The organism is Moritella marina ATCC 15381, assembly GCF_008931805.1.
Classification (GTDB): Bacteria; Pseudomonadota; Gammaproteobacteria; order Enterobacterales; family Moritellaceae; genus Moritella; species Moritella marina.
In genome coordinates, this window is the sequence record NZ_CP044399.1 from 4,055,640 (window position 1) to 4,071,953 (window position 16,314).

Below are 16,314 nucleotides of genomic sequence, written 5' to 3' on the forward strand. Positions count from 1 at the left end.
GGTGGTTTTCGTGTGTTGTTATTGCTGTAATGGTTATTAGCAGCGTTCTAATCAATGTTGATGATGCTATTAAACAACATTGATACTGAATACAAGCTGAGTGTGTTGTTCATATTCAGTACATGTTCGGAGAGGCTTTTTTAGCTTACTGGTTATCGTCCATATTTAGAGTAAATCGAGTAGCTCATCTAATGCCTTAATGAAAAAATCGATTTCTGCTTTTGTATTATAAATGGCTAACGAAACGCGAATGGTGCCGGATAGTTTTAGGCTGTGCATCAAGGGCTGCGCGCAGTGATGTCCAGTACGTACGGCGATACCTTGTAAATCGAGTAACATACCGACATCGCCATTATGGGCGTCACCAATAATAAAACTAACGCCACCTGCGCGGTGCTGCGGTGAGCCAATAATTTTAATGCGTGGCATCTTTTTCAGTTCAGCTGTGGTGTAAGCTAGCAGTGCTGCCTCGTGCCTTGCTAATGCTTGACGGTCATAACTGTTTAAAAATTTCATGGCACGAGCGAGGCTGATAGCGCCGGCAATATTCGGGGTGCCCGCCTCAAATTTAAACGGTAATTCGTTATAAGTCGTGTGCTCAAAACTCACCGTTTTAATCATTTCACCGCCCCCTTGCCAAGGCGGCAGTTGATTTAGGACGTCCTCTTTTCCCCAGAGTACACCGATGCCAGTGGGACCATACATTTTATGTCCAGAGAACACATAAAAATCACATCCCAAGGCTTGTACATCGACGTCCCAATGGGAAATCGCTTGTGCGCCGTCGATTAATACCTTGGCACCAACCTGTTTGGCTAACGTTATTATCTCCTCAATTGGGTTTACCGTACCGATCGCATTGGAGACATGGCTTACAGCCACTAATTTGGTTTTAGCGCTCAGGAGCTGTTTATAGGCTTGTATATCGAGGTCTGTAGACGGTAACAGCGGGATAACTTTGATGATCGCGCCGGTGCGTTGGGCGAGCATTTGCCAAGGTACGATATTAGCGTGATGCTCTAAGGTCGAAATAATGATCTCATCGCCAGTCTGAATACTGGTCGTTAAGCAATTGGCAATCAAGTTAATGGCTTCGGTAGTACCGCGTGCCCAGATGATTTCTTTGCTGCTATTGGCGTTAATAAATTGTGCACAGATATCACGGGCATTTTCATAAGCTGACGTTGCTTGCGCACTTAATGCATGTGATGCACGGTGGACATTAGCGTTGATGTCACGATAATAGGTATTAATTGCCTCAAGCACAGATAATGGCTTTTGACTGGTGGCTGCGTTATCCAAATAAATTAACGGATGATCGTTTACTTGTTGGGATAATACCGGGAATTGTTGTCGGAGGTTAATTAATTCAATATCGCTAAGCATGGTGGTAAACTCACTATCAAGGAGTGGGGATTATAACCTGAAATAACGCCTTACGCATTTGTACATTTCGGCGAATTGAAATAGTTTTTGCAATTATTATGATTTAATTTTTATTGCTTGTTTTTGGCCTTTTTTTTAGCTTTTAAACTGTTTTATTGCATTTGTGCTCACAAAGTCACCGCTATAGTCTGTTTTTAGCACGATTTATTTGCGGTTAAAGATGGTGATATTTTGCACTATTATTGATTTGTGTTTGGCTTTACTGTATAAACCGAGCTTTAAAAGTATACCTAGTAGCTTCAAATGCGACTATGTAGACACTTATATTTGAAGTTATTGGAGCACACTATGTCAAAAGTATGCCAAGTCACTGGTAAAAAACCAGCTGTTGGTAACAACGTTTCTCACGCAAAAAACCGCACTCGTCGCCGTTTCTTGCCAAACCTACATTCACACCGTTTTTGGGTTGAGAGCGAAAACCGCTTTGTTAAATTACGTCTTACTGCTAAAGGTATGCGTATTATCGATAAGAAAGGTATTGATTCAGTTTTAACTGAAATGCGTGCCCGTGGTGTTAAGGTTTAAGGAACTAGATTATGCGCGATAAAATTCGTTTGAATTCATCTGCTGGTACAGGTCACTTCTATACTACAGATAAGAACAAAAAAAACATGCCTGAAAAAATGGAAATCAAAAAGTTTGATCCAGTTGTTCGTAAGCACGTTATCTACAAAGAAGGCAAAATCAAGTAATACTTGATTGCGTTTTTGATGTATAAAAAATGCCAGTTATTTATAACTGGCATTTTTGTATGTAAATTTTGCTACAATCTAATCTCTCCTTCTTTTCCTAATGTTTTAGTCTGGTGTTGCCCTTATGAAAATGAATCCCCGTCAGGATGAAGCTGTTAAATATATTTCTGGTCCATGTTTGGTACTTGCTGGTGCTGGCAGCGGTAAAACGCGTGTAATTACCACCAAAATTGCGCACTTAGTGCAGAACTGCAGTTATGACGCTAAGAATATTGCCGCGGTCACCTTTACTAATAAAGCGGCGCGTGAGATGAAAGAGCGTATCGCTCAGACGTTAGGTAAAAAAGAAGCTAAAGGCTTGATGGTGTCAACATTCCATACCTTAGGGCTAAACATTATTCGTAAAGAATATAAAACCTTAGGTATCAAACAGGCATTTACCCTGTTTGATGATCAAGACCAATTAGCGTTATTAAAAGAGCTGACACAAGAGACCTTAGAAGAAGATAAAGAACTTATCGATCAGTTGCGCAGCGCTATTTCGAATTGGAAGAATGAGTTGGTACTGCCGCCACAAGCAATTGCCCGTGCGCAGATGCCACAAGACAAATTATTTGCTCAGTGTTACGACGATTACCTCCGTCACATGAAAGCCTATAATGCGTTGGACTTTGATGATTTGATCATGATGCCGACGTTGTTATTACGCTTGAATGATGAGGTGCGTGAACGCTGGCAAAATAAGATCCGTTATTTATTGGTGGATGAGTATCAAGATACTAATACCAGCCAATATGAATTGGTGAAACTGATCGTAGGCCAGCGCGCTAAATTTACCGTGGTAGGGGATGATGATCAGTCTATTTATTCATGGCGTGGCGCACGACCTGAAAACCTGACGTTACTACAAAATGATTTTCCTGGTTTGAAAGTGGTGAAGCTCGAGCAAAACTACCGTTCGACGCAGCGTATTTTAAAAGCCGCCAATATCTTAATTGATAATAACCCGCATGAGTTTAGTAAACGCTTATTCAGTGAGCTTAGCTATGGTGAGCCAATTAAAGTATTCACCACTAAAAACGAAGAGCATGAAGCTGAAAAAGTCGTGTCTGAGCTGCTCGCACACAAGTTCATGGCTCGCAGTGAATACAAAGATTATGCGATCTTATACCGTGGTAATCATCAATCGCGATTATTTGAAAAAGCATTAATGACTAACCGTATTCCATATAAAATCAGTGGCGGTACCTCATTCTTCTCGCGCGCCGAGATCAAAGACATGATGGCGTACTTACGTTTATTAGTGAATCCGGATGACGATAATGCGTTTTTGCGCGTTGTAAATGTGCCGCGTCGTGAGATTGGCCCGACGACGTTAGAAAAACTCGGTAATTATGCCAACCTACGTAATATCAGCTTATTCGCTGCTAGTTTTGAAATGGGACTTGAACAGACATTAACTGGGCGTGGTTTATTGGCTGTGCGTGGCTTTACGCGTTGGTTAGTTGAACTTGCAGATCAAGAGCAACGTAGTGATAGTATTGATGCTGTGCGAGACATGGTGCGTGATATTCATTACGAAGATTGGCTATACGAAACCAGTACCAGTGCAAAAGCGGCTGAAATGCGCATGAAGAATGTCTCTGAGTTATATCGTTGGGTAACAGAAATGCTCAAAGGTGATGATCTTGATGAAGAGATGACGTTGGCACAAGTGGTGACTCGATTAACGTTGCGCGACATGCTAGAGCGTAATGAAGATGAGGACGATTCTGATCAAGTGCAGTTGATGACGTATCATGCTTCTAAAGGTCTGGAATATCCGTATGTGTTCATGGTCGGTATGGAAGAGGGTATCTTGCCACATCAGAGTTCGATTGATGATGATCCGAATGTTGAAGAAGAACGTCGTTTAGCGTATGTGGGGATCACTCGAGCACAGAAAGTACTGTTCATGATGTTATGTAAGGAGCGTCGTCAATTTGGTGAAGTGGTTAAACCTGAACCGAGTCGTTTCTTGTTAGAGCTACCACAAGATGATCTAGAGTGGGATTTACGTAAAAAAGCAGATTCGCCAGTAGAAAAGCAAGCGAAGGGTAAACGTGGTGTCGCCAATCTTAGAGCGCTCTTTAATAAGTAATGTTAATAAGTCGCATTAATAAATACAGCTTAGGTCAATCGCTTATTAGATCTCTAATAAGCGATTGACCTGCCTATAGTCCATCGGTTTTGCGATATAATTACCTTGACCAAACTCACAGCCTAACTCCACAAGTTTGACGTGCTGCTGCTTATTTTCAATGCCTTCGACAATTACTTTGAAGCCCATATCATGGCTAATATCTCTGATCACGCGAATCAAGGATAAGTCCTTTTTTGACATCAACATGCGATTGGTAAAATGGCTGTCTATTTTCACGAAATCAATGGGATATTTAAAGAAGGCATTGAGTGAGCTAAAACCACTACCAAAATCATCTAATCCTACTTGCACTCCGACTTGGCGTAATTTCTCCAGTGCGCGGATGCAATATTTATTGTATGCCATGCATTGGTGTTCTCTAAACTCAAGCACCAGGCAACTCGGTGGTATTTGTTGTTGCTGGATAATGAAAATTAAATGTTCAACAGCACCATCCAGAATCAGGTGCTTGGCGGATAAATTCATGGTTAACATTATTTGTTGATTATCTGCGTGTGAGTCATGCCATTTTTTTAGTTGTAAACAGGCTTGGTAAATAATATGCAAATCGAGGGCGATGATAATATCGGTGTTCTCTGCTAGTGAGATAAAATTACGGTCATTATCACTGGTTGCCTGATTATACTGACTTTCTTCATGCCAGTGCGCAATGACTTCAAAACCTATGAGTTGGTTGCTGTTTAATTGAATAATCGGTTGGTAGTAAGGCTGTATATCATTGTTAATGATCGCGCGAGTGAGTTTTTCTTGTTGCTGTATGGCGCGGGGGTTCTGACTTGGTGTTGGTAGCGCTGTGGACAAGTGATAATGACCTAAACCCTGCTGTTGTGCATTTTTTAGGGCGATATCGGCATCTTTTAGTACCTGACTAACCGAGTGTGGCGCTTGCTGCAAACTAATACCGATACTACTAGTACAGAGGATTTTATAGTGACTCACCTGAAAGCTAAAGCGAAACTGTGATTGGATCTCTTTAGCCAGGTCTACGGCGCTATCGGCATCGCTAATATCTGTTTTTAGTAACGCGAATTCATCACCCTGTAAATTGACTAAACAATCATTGCTCGAAGTTAATGACAGCAAGTGGTCTCGGATAGAGGTAATTAATTTATTGCTGAGATCACTGCCAAAGTTACGTTCTACTTCGGCGATGTTATCTACTTTTATCAGCAATAACACAAAACGTTGTTGGGTATGTTGTAATAGTTGTAGTGCCGATTTAAGCTGGGTTAGAAATAGAGCCCGCTGAGTGCGCAATGAATGAGACAAAGCCAAACTGATGAGCTTAGTATTATGTGGTTGCTGATGTACTGAAAGACGATCCTTGTTCACAATTGGCATCCTAATGGTCTTTAATCACTAAAAAAACTAAGTCTTATAGTGATAAAGTCTAGCAGTGGATAACTGTGGGTCAAAAAAAGCCACTAAATAAATTAGTGGCTCTATCAAAAGTCTGCACCTTATAACGGCTTAGCGCTATAATTTTTTGTTATGGCATGACTCTGTATTCGTGTTATAGACCTTGGATCATGTAATCAACAGCTGCATGTAGTTCATCATCAGAACAGGTAGCACAAGTACCACGTGGCGGCATTACACCATTTAAGCCTTCGATCGCGTGGCGATATAATGTGTCTTTGCCTTGTGCAATACGTGGTGCCCACTGATCTGCATTACCTTTAATTGGCGCGCCTGCAAGACCACTACCATGACACATATTACAAGTCGCTGTATAAACTTGTTCGCCAGTACGTGGTGCTGCTGGTGTTGAACTCTTAGCTACAACAGGAGTAAGTTCACCTGGAAGGTATACTTGGCCAACAGGAGCAATACGTTCTGCAATTGATTCTGCAGAGTTGTGACCTGCGTTTACTGTGAATGCAAATAGCAATGATGCTGATAAAGTGATTAGAATATTTCGTAGTTTATGCATGCTCTTTTTAGCTCCCTAATTAATGGTATTGTTAGTCAGTGGGTGACTTTTGTTATAATTAATCCCTAGTACTGCCGGGCATTATATCCTTACCTAGCCTTAGGTTAAATAGTTGTAACAGTGTTTGTTGCATTTTACTTGGTTATAAAAGATACAGGCTACGTGGTGATACGACATTTTCCGACCGAATAACCGAATTTGCCTAGACGAGTTCCGTTGTTGGACGTAAGATATTGTTTATGCGTCCGTAGCTCAGTTGGATAGAGCGCGCCCCTCCGGAGGGTGAGGTCGGAGGTTCGACTCCTCTCGGACGCACCACTATAGTTATTATAGTCGTTGTGTAATGAATGATAAATGGCGGTTGTAGCTCAGTTGGTAGAGCCCCGGATTGTGATTCCGGTTGTCGAGGGTTCAATCCCCTTCAGTCGCCCCATTATCTACCAGATTTAGAAAAGCCCGTAATGCTTCAATGTGTTACGGGCTTTTTGCTTTTAAATATTCTACAATCAAAAATTTATTGCCGAAAGGCTTTAGCTGAATCAAAATATCACGGCCTTTGGATTGGTCCATATCGCATTTCTTAAAGGCGTCATATCAGGTTTTAATTTGGCCTGTTAAGATGGCGAGTAGTCCCGTGTAATATGGATTATGCCTAAATTTATCGTAGCTCGAACCTTATTGGTCGGCACAATGTAAGAGAGCAAAATGATGACCAATATGGTAAAGACGAGTTTATTATGCCTAAAAGTAGCCGTTACGAGCCTGCTTTTATTGACCTCGATAAATGCAATAGCTGCGCGCTGTATTGATGTTTTTCCCACGGTGTTGTCATCTCCTTACAATGATGGAGAGGCTGAACTAAACTGGGATGCCACGCTGAGTGGGACTATAGAGGGAAATCTTGATATTGGCGTTGAGCAAAATGAGAATATCCCACCTCGTTGTAACGGTTATATCTGTGAAGATTCAAGGTTGCGATCTCAGTCATTGAATTTACCATCATTCAAGCAATCTAATTCAAGCAAAAACCGCTCGGTAGCACAAGGCCAGACTCGTGAGTTTCTTCAAGGTAACTACGAGAAGATTGAATTGGCTTTTCAATCAACTGCACATTTTAAAATAAATAACCGAACGACAAAAATTAAAGAGTTAATCTCAACGAATTCTGAAACAACACTTATCTTTGATGAAGGTGTTTATTGGATCGAAAAACTTAGTATAGGCTCGAACACTAAGATGATTATTAATGGTGACGATAACGTTACCTTAATCATTAAAGATCCTGAGTTTGAAAGTTCACCTACTTACTTTAATGTTAATGGTTCTCCTGACCAGCTCGTATTAATTGCATATAATGATATCAAATTTGGCAGTAATGCTAATTTTAAAGGTTTTATTTATACAGATAAAACGGTGGATCTTAAAAGTCCGAGTGATTTCACAGGAGCTATTAATGGCAAAAAGATTACGTTAGGTGCTAACGCGGCAGTTAAATATGCACCTGATAGTATTGAATATGCTAACTTTAATGGTTTTTGTAGTATTGATGATGCGACACTGAAAACGCCTATATTTTCTCCTTTAGACGGTATATTAGGTGGCCAATTAAAAGGGCAATCAAACGGTACTAAATTTCATATCGGTAAGGCTGGTAATGGAAATAATCAATGGCCAAGTAATGAAGGCCCAGAACATTTAATTGATGACGTAGGGCAGAAGTATCTTAATTTTGGTGAGCTTAATACTGGTGCCATTATTACGCCTGCGATTGGCTGTTCAGTTGTAGATTCAATTAAATTTTGGACTGCAAACGATAACGTATCTCGCGATCCTGCGAGTTATAAATTGTATGGGACAAACACTAGTATTAGTGATACCACCAACCCACTTTCATCCTTTACGCTGTTAGCAGAAGGCCCCTTGGCTTTGCCCTCATCGCGAAATCCAGGGGGGGGTAGCGGACTCTTAGATACTAATTCTCAAACAATTTCGTTTACAAATAGTTCTTCATATAGTTCTTACTTGCTATATTTCCCTACCGTTAAGACAGAGCGTTCCGCTAACAGTATGCAATTAGGTGAAGTTCAGGTGTACGGCACAACAAGAAGTTGTGCCGTACCTGTATTAGAATACCGTTTCGATGAAGCAAGTTGGGACGGTACGGCTGGCGAAGTCGATGATAATTCGAATACCGGACTTGATGGTCATGCAGTGGGAAATGCAAACACTGTATCTGTCAGCGAGGGAAAAGTGTGTCGCGCTGGTACATTTGATGGCCGTGGTGATTATATTGATGTCAGTGGAATCAGTTCATATCTTAACAGTACAGCAAGTCTTTCTTTTTGGATTAAAACCAATCAATCTGGCAGTAATACTGCTTGGCAAGCGCCTGGAATATTAGGTATTGAACAAAGTGGCGGTGTGGATGATATTTTCTGGGGGTATTTAGATCAAACAGGCCATATTGGAATCCAAAAAGGAGATGAATTAAGGAGGGATCCCACTGTATCAACCACTTCCATTAATAATGATACATGGCATCACGTGGTGCTGACTCGGGATAGCTTAATTGGTGATGTTCAGATTTTTGTTAACGGTAAGCTTGAACGTAGTTCTACCTCGAATACTGGTAAGGTTAATACATCCTTTTCCAGTATTGGTCTAATTGAGAATAGTAAGTATTTTGGCGGGCAACTCGATGAGTTACTGGTTTTCGATTCGGTGTTATCGGCCAGTGAGATCTGGTCTATTTATACTAATCAGTTGAAGGGGAATAACTACGACGGCACTGAAAGGGTTTGTCCCTCTGAACCTTCGAAAATAGATCATTATCAAATTATTCATGACGGCCAAGGGCTAACCTGTGAAGCTGAGAAGATTACCATTAAGGCCTGTACTAATAGCTATGATGGTACTTGTACACTAAGCAGTGAAGATGTCACGCTAGATGTTACCGCGAAAGGACCTCGTAGCCGCTCTAGTACAGATACAGCTAATCTTGTTGCTGGTATAGGGACTGCTAACATTGCTTATACATTCGATGATTTAACGACATTATCATTATCGTCAGCAGGTACTAATTCGACGGTATGTGTTAATGGTAGCTCTACCAGTTGTGATTTAGTATTTGCAAATGCTGGTTTTAGGTTTCTTTCTGGCGCGTTAAATGAAACAACTATGCCTAATCAAATTGCGGGTGTTGAATTTCCTAAAGCACTTAAAATCCAGGCTGTAGAAGATACCAATGGTGTTTGCACGGGATTATTTAGCGGTGTGAAAAGTATCAATTTGTGGCAAGAAAATGTCGTTCCAGGTGGTACTGATGGATTACGTTTTAATGTAGATAACAGCCCGCTTGCAAAACGTGAAAAGATAACAAATACCTCTCTTACATTTGGCTTGAAGAGTATTGCTATCATACCAACGCCTGTGTATCAGGATGCTGGACAGATCCGGCTACGTGCTGGTTATGATGATGGTACGGTGCAATTATCCGGTAGTAGTGAACCATTCTGGGTGAGCCCTGATAGACTTGCCGTAATCGCTAAATCGGGTTCAATTAATTTAGACGGTGCTACTGCAGCTGCAATTACCACTCATAAAGCAGGCGGGGGGTTTGATCTTATCGTGAGTGCTTATAATGCTAATAATATTATTACCCCGAATTATGTCCCTGGACAAATACAGCTAAAACTCGAGCGTACTGGCCCAACATTGACTGGAAGTGTTGATGGTGACTTTAGTTATGCATCAGCCTCGACCTCTACCTTGCAGTCTAGTATTAACCCCGTTTTTACAGATGTTAATCTGACTAGTTTTGTTACTGGTGTATCGACGTATGATAAGGCGACATATTCAGAAGTAGGTTTGCTTAACCTCGGTGTACGAGATCGTAATTATGGTGATGAAAATATGATGGTTGAAGCTGCTGCAATTGCTATCGGCCGTTTTAAACCAGATCATTTTAAGCAAACGGTGGCTGAACACGGAGAACTATTTGCAACATGTGGAGCTAACTCCCCGTTTGCTTATAGCGGTCAAATGGATGAAACGGATGATACTATCGGTGCGATTACATATTTAACTAAGCCAGAATTAAAAATCACAGCCCACAACGCACAGGGTGATCCCACTATAAATTATACCGATGACTTTGCTAAATTGAAGTTTTTGGGAACTGATGGGAATGAAATTAGTTTTAATGTTCCTGCGAGAGACCTTTCTAATGGTCTGGCTTTAACGGGTAACCTCCCAAGCCTCGGTACTATCGTTGATTTAGGAAATGGGGTGTTGACATACACATTATCTCAAGATGATAATTTTGTTTATACCCGTGATGTAAATAGTGAAACAGCCCCTTTTCAAGCTAATTTTGAGTTGCGATTTAACGAGTTTAAAGACTCTGATGAGGTCACGTTTAAAGCGACTGATGTAGTTTCAGGCGAAGAATATTTCGAAACGCCAAAATTTAATAGTGCGGTCGATAATACTGTTGAAATTCGCTTTGGTCGCTTAATATTGAAAAATAGCTTTGGCCCTGAAACGGTAAATCTTACTCAACCACTTCAAGTTGAATATTATAATGGTAATAATTTTATTGTTTCTGTCGATGATAATTGTCTAGGCTATGATGACGGCAAGCTTATACCTTATGATATCGAGGATCTAGACCCTACTGTTACTAAATCGATAGGAGGTACAGGGACATTTTTTGCTGGTGAAACAAGGGCGATTCAATTAGAAGCTCCGGGCGTTGGTAAAAAAGGTAATCTAGGAGTGTTATACGATCTTAATGATACTCAAGATTGGCTGCAATATAATTGGGATAATGATATGACGAATGGTTGGGGTAATGATAACCCATCCGCTGTCGCTACATTTGGCCTATTCGGTGGTAATGACAGACTCATATATCGACGTCGACTTAACTAATCGTTAAATCGAGGAAGTCATTGATCGTTTTGACAACAATACTATTGGTTTGATTGTTTTTTACACTAGTGCTGTTCGATTTTATGTCTTTTAAATTGAAAATAACAAAATATGTGATTTTTAGTTAAAAAGACTTGCAGACTTACACACAATATCTATAATGCGCACACTTGTTAAGAATGATGCATTCTAACTTGTATGTTCGGTGATTAGCGCAGCTTGGTAGCGCACCTGGTTTGGGACCAGGGGGTCAGAGGTTCGAATCCTCTATCACCGACCACTATGGCGGTTGTAGCTCAGTTGGTAGAGCCCCGGATTGTGATTCCGGTTGTCGAGGGTTCAAATCCCTTCAGTCGCCCCATATTCGATAACGTTGATATTCTATTAGAATTGAGTTATCACCCTTGCTAGAGTTACCTGCTAGTAAGTTGAAAAATTGTGCGGAAGTGGCGGAATTGGTAGACGCGCTAGATTTAGGTTCTAGTATCGCAAGGTGTGAGAGTTCAAGTCTCTCCTTCCGCACCATGTTCGGTGATTAGCGCAGCTTGGTAGCGCACCTGGTTTGGGACCAGGGGGTCAGAGGTTCGAATCCTCTATCACCGACCACTTATTCTTCCAAGAAATTGGAATTCGAGAAAGCCTACTCAATGAGTAGGCTTTTTTCGTTTCCGACTATCCAGTTTACTGCTGTTATTCATCTATTTGTATTTTCTGCGCTAATGCTATAATTAATCGCGTTTATTTGTAGTGACTTCACAGTTCTTATTGCGCTTGATATGACACTTGGTCATTTATCCGTTTTACCTCTCAATCTCGTCCACAGATGATTCCACTGATTACCTGAATGTGTTGTTATGGGTATTCATTATATTCTAAAGGGTAGAAAGAAGGGGCTGTTAGGGGGTGTTATGGATGAAAAGAGGGATGCTAAACAACGAGATTCAGGAGCGAATACAGTGATATCATCCTTGCTAAAAACAGCAGGTGGCATGACGGGAATTTCAGAGGTTTTGCAACAAAGCCAATTTGAATCACTGTTAGTTAAAGTGCAGCTAAGTGATGATAATTTGAATGAAGCTGACTTACTGTCTCGTATATTAGGTGTTGAACCATTAATTTCAGAGCAAGAACATGGTAATAAAGTCTAAAGTAAACAGGTGAAGCCCATTCTTAGTGAGTGGGCTTTTTTTTACCTGAATTTTGATTATCTGCGTACTCTGGATTTTAAATATCAATTTTAAGCAATTATTGATTATCACCTTCAGATGACACTGATATACTCACGCACCTAATTTACTTGAATCTAGTATTGTCTAAGGGTTGCCACGTGACTGAAATCAGTTTTTATCAACAAGTTTATCCTATTATTGTCATGATGCCGATTACCGCTGCTTGCTTTTTAGCGCTGGTATTATCCAAGGGTGAAGTATGTCCTGGGCAGCGTAAACGTATTACCGAAAATATGATCTCAATCTGGGCTGTGTTGGCGTTAGGCTTGATGATTGGCATTGAGGTATATGCAACGACTGCAACTCTCGTTATCGGTGGTGTCGCTGTATTTATTGGTATTATACAAAACCTGATTCAATCTCGATTAGAGGGGAAGCGTGCAATCCCGAGTACGTGGTTGCGCTTACCTATCGCGTTGGCTGTTATTACTGGGTTATTAGTCTTGTGGCAGCAACAACAACCATTGTTACTATTAGAGTCTGTACTACTGGGGGCGGTATTTGCACATGTTATCTTATTACGTGCTAAACATCGCTTACAAGCCTTCAATGTTATTTTACCAGCCGTAGGTGTCGTTAGTAGTGTACTGCTGATGCTGGGCTTGCTGGTTGTCGCTAGTATGCACCTCGAGTCAAGCAACATGGTTCTGATCCAAGAATTTGTGATTTATCGTGCGATTATCTTATTACTGGCATTAGCTGTGTGGACTATCCCACTTTATACCAAGCAAGAATACACGCCAAATATCGTGTCGCTAACAACGGTATTACTGTTGTTTTCAGAAGTGATGGGCATGAGTATTATTGTGGCGTTTTAAGTTCATCCACTAGACTCTTGAACGTTGAATATAAAGCCACTGATGACAGTGGCTTTATGCTTTTTAGCGTATATATGATGTATGCAGAGGCGCTATTTTGTGACGACTACAGGTGCTTGCCAAGCTTTCGTTGCCCAGAGTGGCACTGTTGACAATGAGTGTTTATAGCTACCATTAATCTCTTTGGTCGAATACGACACATATAATAAACTTTGGCTATCAGCATCATAAATACGACGAATTTTGAGTGATTTGAATAAGATGCTCTTCGATTGTTTGAAGATCACTTCGCCGCCTTTTGAGGTATCGATTGTCGCAAGCATTGCTGCTGTGATCTCGCCTGTTTGACGACATGCTATGCCCATATCTGATGGATCTGAAAAATCTAAATCGGCTTCGATATGACTAACATGACAAGTGACGCCTGGTATTGCAGGGTCAACGAAACTATTGATCTTGATATCTTTAGTGGTAAATAAACCGAGGCTGATTTTACCGGACTCATCATCACTACAACCACTTAACGCAACACTGCTGGCAAGTAATGACAATAAACTAAGTTTTTTAAAATTGGCTGACAATGGCTTTAACATCGATGCATTCCTATTGCGGTTTGAATGGGAGATATTACAGGTTAATACGGAATGATAAATGAGGAAAGTAATAACATCGATTTGTTAATACCTTCCCTCTTTTACCGTATTATTGCTAACAACCAGAGTTGGTTATTTGACTGTATTGCACAGTATTAACGGCGGTATAAGCTGTGATCAGTAAACTCTTTAGTTGACTGGCATTCTAAGCATAAACGCGACTCTGGACGAGCTTGTAAGCGTTTAATTGATATTTCATCACCGCAACTATCACAATAGCCATAATCACCGCTATCCATGCGATGTAATGCTTTAACGATCTTTTTGATATGTAATTTATCGTGATCTATGCGGTTTAGCTCTAAACGGTGAGCTTCTTCCATGGCTGCGCGATCGATTTCGTCTGCCATTTCGTTACTATCTGAGATAACAACATTCGTTGATTGGTTTTCGATGCGAGCTCGGATCTCAGCTTGCTCTGATTCTAGTTTTTCTTTGAAATAGGCAACTTGGCCTTCATTCATAAAATCGCTCATATATATTACCTATTTCGTATTCGGATTATAATTAATTAGCATAATAGACATTTTCATTGCCCATAATATAGGGTTATTAACCCAACTTTGGTAAAAAATAACTGAAAATTACAAATTGGGGTATTTTGTCTCGTTTCAAGGGGGATGGCTAATTAATCTGTATTATTTTCTCTGAAATGTGCTGTGATTATGATTATCCTCAGTAGATTAGTTTTAATCTTGAGCAGGTTAGGCTAACATCATTATCTATTTTCAGAATCATTAACGCTGACATTTAAGTGCTATTGTTAGCGCATTATTAAGCCCTGCTATTAAGGAATATGTTGATGAAAGCGATAACTGTACATCGCCCGACGTTAAAGATTATCTGGAAACTGTTAGTTTTCTTATTCTTTCCACTTGTTATCTGGTTATACAGTGTGATTGCTGATGTCTCATTTGCCGATATTGACAGTGGGGCTAATTATCATAAATGGATCATTTTTTTCCTTTATCTTAGCTGCCTGGCTACGTGGTTATACATCGACCGCACTTTGTCACATAGTTCCTTCTTCCGTCATTGATTTATTTTATGAGTATTGATTCCTTGTTTCCAGTCTTACCTTACATTACCGCGATGTGTGTCGCGATTATCTGTGCGCTGATTGCGATGCGTAAAAATCAGCAAGCGACATTATCCATGCAAACGTTAAGTCATGATGTTGAGTTGTTAGAACAGCAATTGGATAACGTTAATTATAATTATGAGCAGTTACAGCAAGAGCATGACAACAACAAATTAAAATTAGAGTCGCAAAACAACCAACTTATTAAAGTGATGTCACGGTTGCGTGAAAGTGATATTCGTTTGCAAACAGAACGCCAAGCCAATGAAGAAAAGCTGGCGTTGCAAGCGCAATCAGAACAACGTTTACAACAGCAATTTGAAAACCTAGCGAATAAGATTTTTGATAGTAAAACCGACAATTTCAAAGAACTAAATAAGTCTAGTGTGGAATTACTGTTATCGCCATTAAAAACCCAACTTGAAGGGTTTAAACAACAAGTTCAAGAAGTGTATTCTAATGAGGCGAAGGAGCGTCACAGTTTGCAATCTGAAGTTGCTCGGTTACAGCAAGTGTATCAATTGATGTCGAGTGAAACAGCTAATCTCACGAAGGCGTTGAAAGGAGACAACAAACAACAAGGTAATTGGGGCGAAGTTATTTTAGCGAGAATATTGTCGGAATCAGGGCTGCGTGAAGGTCATGAATACGATGTTCAAGTGAGTCTAAATAATGAACATGGCAAGCGATTTCAACCAGATGTGATTGTGCACTTACCCCAAGATAAAGATGTGGTGGTTGATTCAAAGGTGTCATTAACAGCCTATGAACGCTATTTTAATGCGGAAGATGAAGTCACTCGTAAGCAGGCTTTACAAGAGCATGTTACCTCTGTTCGCAGCCATATCCGAGAGCTTGGCCGCAAAGATTATCATTTGCTACAAGGCTTGAAAACATTAGATTATGTACTGCTTTTTGTGGCCGTGGAACCGGCTTTTCTTGCGGCGTTAGAAGCCGATCCAAGCTTAATGAAATTTGCGTTGGATAATAATATTATGTTGGTAAGCCCAACAAACTTATTAGTTGCCTTACGTACTATTGATAATTTGTGGCGTTATGAACGTCAGAATCAAAATGCGCAATTAATCGCTGAACGTGCGGGCAAGATCTATGAGAAACTGCGTTTATTCAGCGATGATATGCAAGATATGGGGGGAGCCTTAGATAAAGCCCAAGATAGTTACGATTCGGCGATGAAACGCCTGGCAACAGGCAAAGGTAATTTAATCAAACAAGCACAGCAATTTGTGGAGCTGGGTGTTGAGGTTAAAAAACCATTACCTGCCGAACTAATCGAAAAAAGCAGTGTTAACTTATTGGAATAAGC

13 protein-coding genes and 6 tRNA genes are annotated in these 16,314 nt (G+C 40.5%); 14 read left to right on the top strand and 5 right to left on the bottom strand.

The annotated features are described in order from the left end of the window. Window positions 1-165: 165 nt before the first annotated feature. A complete protein-coding gene (locus tag FR932_RS18230) occupies window positions 166-1,386 on the bottom strand; it encodes a cysteine desulfurase (protein WP_019442413.1) in 1,221 nt (406 codons plus the stop codon). 348 nt (window positions 1,387-1,734) lie between these two features. Here FR932_RS18230 and rpmB point away from each other — a divergent pair, with 348 nt between their 5' ends. The 3 genes from rpmB (at window position 1,735) to rep (ending at window position 4,278) form a co-directional block, all read left to right on the top strand. Beyond that, window positions 1,735-1,971, top strand: coding sequence for a 50S ribosomal protein L28 (gene rpmB / locus FR932_RS18235; RefSeq protein ID WP_019442412.1), 237 nt, complete (start codon window positions 1,735-1,737; stop codon window positions 1,969-1,971). An 11-nt stretch (window positions 1,972-1,982) separates the two neighbouring features. Continuing rightward, window positions 1,983-2,138 (top strand): 50S ribosomal protein L33, encoded by a 156-nt coding sequence (rpmG, locus tag FR932_RS18240; RefSeq protein ID WP_017222427.1) that lies wholly within the window; start codon window positions 1,983-1,985, stop codon window positions 2,136-2,138. Window positions 2,139-2,262: 124 nt separating this feature from the next. Continuing rightward, the gene (gene rep / locus FR932_RS18245) at window positions 2,263-4,278 is read left to right on the top strand and encodes a DNA helicase Rep (protein ID WP_019442411.1); all 2,016 of its coding nucleotides are present in this window, start codon (window positions 2,263-2,265) and stop codon (window positions 4,276-4,278) included. Between the two features lie 45 nt (window positions 4,279-4,323). Here rep and FR932_RS18250 read toward each other — a convergent pair whose 3' ends face one another. Then, entirely contained in the window at window positions 4,324-5,682 is a 1,359-nt protein-coding gene (locus FR932_RS18250; RefSeq protein WP_019628982.1) for a bifunctional diguanylate cyclase/phosphodiesterase, read from the bottom strand. Between the two features lie 172 nt (window positions 5,683-5,854). Next, a complete protein-coding gene (locus tag FR932_RS18255) occupies window positions 5,855-6,274 on the bottom strand; it encodes a c-type cytochrome (RefSeq protein ID WP_019442409.1) in 420 nt (139 codons plus the stop codon). A 241-nt stretch (window positions 6,275-6,515) separates the two neighbouring features. On the opposite strand from FR932_RS18255, the gene FR932_RS18260 reads away from it, so the two are divergent. From FR932_RS18260 to FR932_RS18300, 9 genes are all read left to right on the top strand, one after another. Continuing rightward, window positions 6,516-6,592, top strand: a tRNA-Arg gene (locus tag FR932_RS18260). 39 nt (window positions 6,593-6,631) lie between these two features. Beyond that, a tRNA-His gene (locus FR932_RS18265) sits at window positions 6,632-6,707 on the top strand. Between the two features lie 272 nt (window positions 6,708-6,979). Continuing rightward, a complete protein-coding gene (locus FR932_RS18270; RefSeq protein WP_019628981.1) occupies window positions 6,980-11,206 on the top strand; it encodes a LamG domain-containing protein in 4,227 nt (1,408 codons plus the stop codon). A 203-nt stretch (window positions 11,207-11,409) separates the two neighbouring features. Next, window positions 11,410-11,486 (top strand) — tRNA-Pro (locus tag FR932_RS18275). Between the two features lie 5 nt (window positions 11,487-11,491). Then, window positions 11,492-11,567 (top strand) — tRNA-His (locus FR932_RS18280). A 79-nt stretch (window positions 11,568-11,646) separates the two neighbouring features. Next, a tRNA-Leu gene (locus FR932_RS18285) sits at window positions 11,647-11,731 on the top strand. Window positions 11,732-11,735: 4 nt separating this feature from the next. After that, a tRNA-Pro gene (locus FR932_RS18290) sits at window positions 11,736-11,812 on the top strand. A 302-nt stretch (window positions 11,813-12,114) separates the two neighbouring features. Beyond that, window positions 12,115-12,354, top strand: a complete 240-nt coding sequence (locus tag FR932_RS18295) for a hypothetical protein (protein ID WP_019442406.1) — start codon at window positions 12,115-12,117, stop codon at window positions 12,352-12,354. Between the two features lie 179 nt (window positions 12,355-12,533). Then, window positions 12,534-13,253, top strand: a complete 720-nt coding sequence (locus tag FR932_RS18300) for a hypothetical protein (RefSeq protein WP_019442405.1) — start codon at window positions 12,534-12,536, stop codon at window positions 13,251-13,253. 92 nt (window positions 13,254-13,345) lie between these two features. Here the strand turns inward: FR932_RS18300 and FR932_RS18305 are convergent, their stop codons facing one another. Both FR932_RS18305 and FR932_RS18310 read right to left on the bottom strand, forming a co-directional pair. Continuing rightward, window positions 13,346-13,846, bottom strand: coding sequence for a CreA family protein (locus FR932_RS18305; RefSeq protein ID WP_019442404.1), 501 nt, complete (start codon window positions 13,844-13,846; stop codon window positions 13,346-13,348). A 155-nt stretch (window positions 13,847-14,001) separates the two neighbouring features. Then, window positions 14,002-14,382 (bottom strand): TraR/DksA family transcriptional regulator, encoded by a 381-nt coding sequence (locus FR932_RS18310; protein ID WP_019442403.1) that lies wholly within the window; start codon window positions 14,380-14,382, stop codon window positions 14,002-14,004. A gap of 326 nt (window positions 14,383-14,708) precedes the next feature. Here FR932_RS18310 and FR932_RS18315 point away from each other — a divergent pair, with 326 nt between their 5' ends. Continuing rightward, complete coding sequence (locus FR932_RS18315; RefSeq protein ID WP_019442402.1) at window positions 14,709-14,945, top strand: hypothetical protein; 237 nt, start codon at window positions 14,709-14,711, stop codon at window positions 14,943-14,945. Between the two features lie 8 nt (window positions 14,946-14,953). Continuing rightward, window positions 14,954-16,312, top strand: coding sequence for a DNA recombination protein RmuC (gene rmuC / locus FR932_RS18320; protein WP_019442401.1), 1,359 nt, complete (start codon window positions 14,954-14,956; stop codon window positions 16,310-16,312). Window positions 16,313-16,314 lie beyond the last annotated feature (2 nt).

Excerpts from the sequence above, each read along its gene's own strand:
- FR932_RS18270 (WP_019628981.1), top strand. The coding sequence starts at position 6,980 with ATGATGACCAATATGGTAAAGACGAGTTTATTATGCCTAAAAGTAGCC.
- rmuC (WP_019442401.1), top strand. The coding sequence starts at position 14,954 with ATGAGTATTGATTCCTTGTTTCCAGTCTTACCTTACATTACCGCGATG.
- FR932_RS18230 (WP_019442413.1), bottom strand. The coding sequence starts at position 1,386 with ATGCTTAGCGATATTGAATTAATTAACCTCCGACAACAATTCCCGGTA.
- rep (WP_019442411.1), top strand. The coding sequence starts at position 2,263 with ATGAAAATGAATCCCCGTCAGGATGAAGCTGTTAAATATATTTCTGGT.
- rpmB (WP_019442412.1), top strand. The coding sequence starts at position 1,735 with ATGTCAAAAGTATGCCAAGTCACTGGTAAAAAACCAGCTGTTGGTAAC.
- FR932_RS18315 (WP_019442402.1), top strand. The coding sequence starts at position 14,709 with ATGAAAGCGATAACTGTACATCGCCCGACGTTAAAGATTATCTGGAAA.
- FR932_RS18295 (WP_019442406.1), top strand. The coding sequence starts at position 12,115 with ATGGATGAAAAGAGGGATGCTAAACAACGAGATTCAGGAGCGAATACA.
- FR932_RS18310 (WP_019442403.1), bottom strand. The coding sequence starts at position 14,382 with ATGAGCGATTTTATGAATGAAGGCCAAGTTGCCTATTTCAAAGAAAAA.
- FR932_RS18255 (WP_019442409.1), bottom strand. The coding sequence starts at position 6,274 with ATGCATAAACTACGAAATATTCTAATCACTTTATCAGCATCATTGCTA.
- FR932_RS18250 (WP_019628982.1), bottom strand. The coding sequence starts at position 5,682 with ATGCCAATTGTGAACAAGGATCGTCTTTCAGTACATCAGCAACCACAT.
- FR932_RS18305 (WP_019442404.1), bottom strand. The coding sequence starts at position 13,846 with ATGTTAAAGCCATTGTCAGCCAATTTTAAAAAACTTAGTTTATTGTCA.
- rpmG (WP_017222427.1), top strand. The coding sequence starts at position 1,983 with ATGCGCGATAAAATTCGTTTGAATTCATCTGCTGGTACAGGTCACTTC.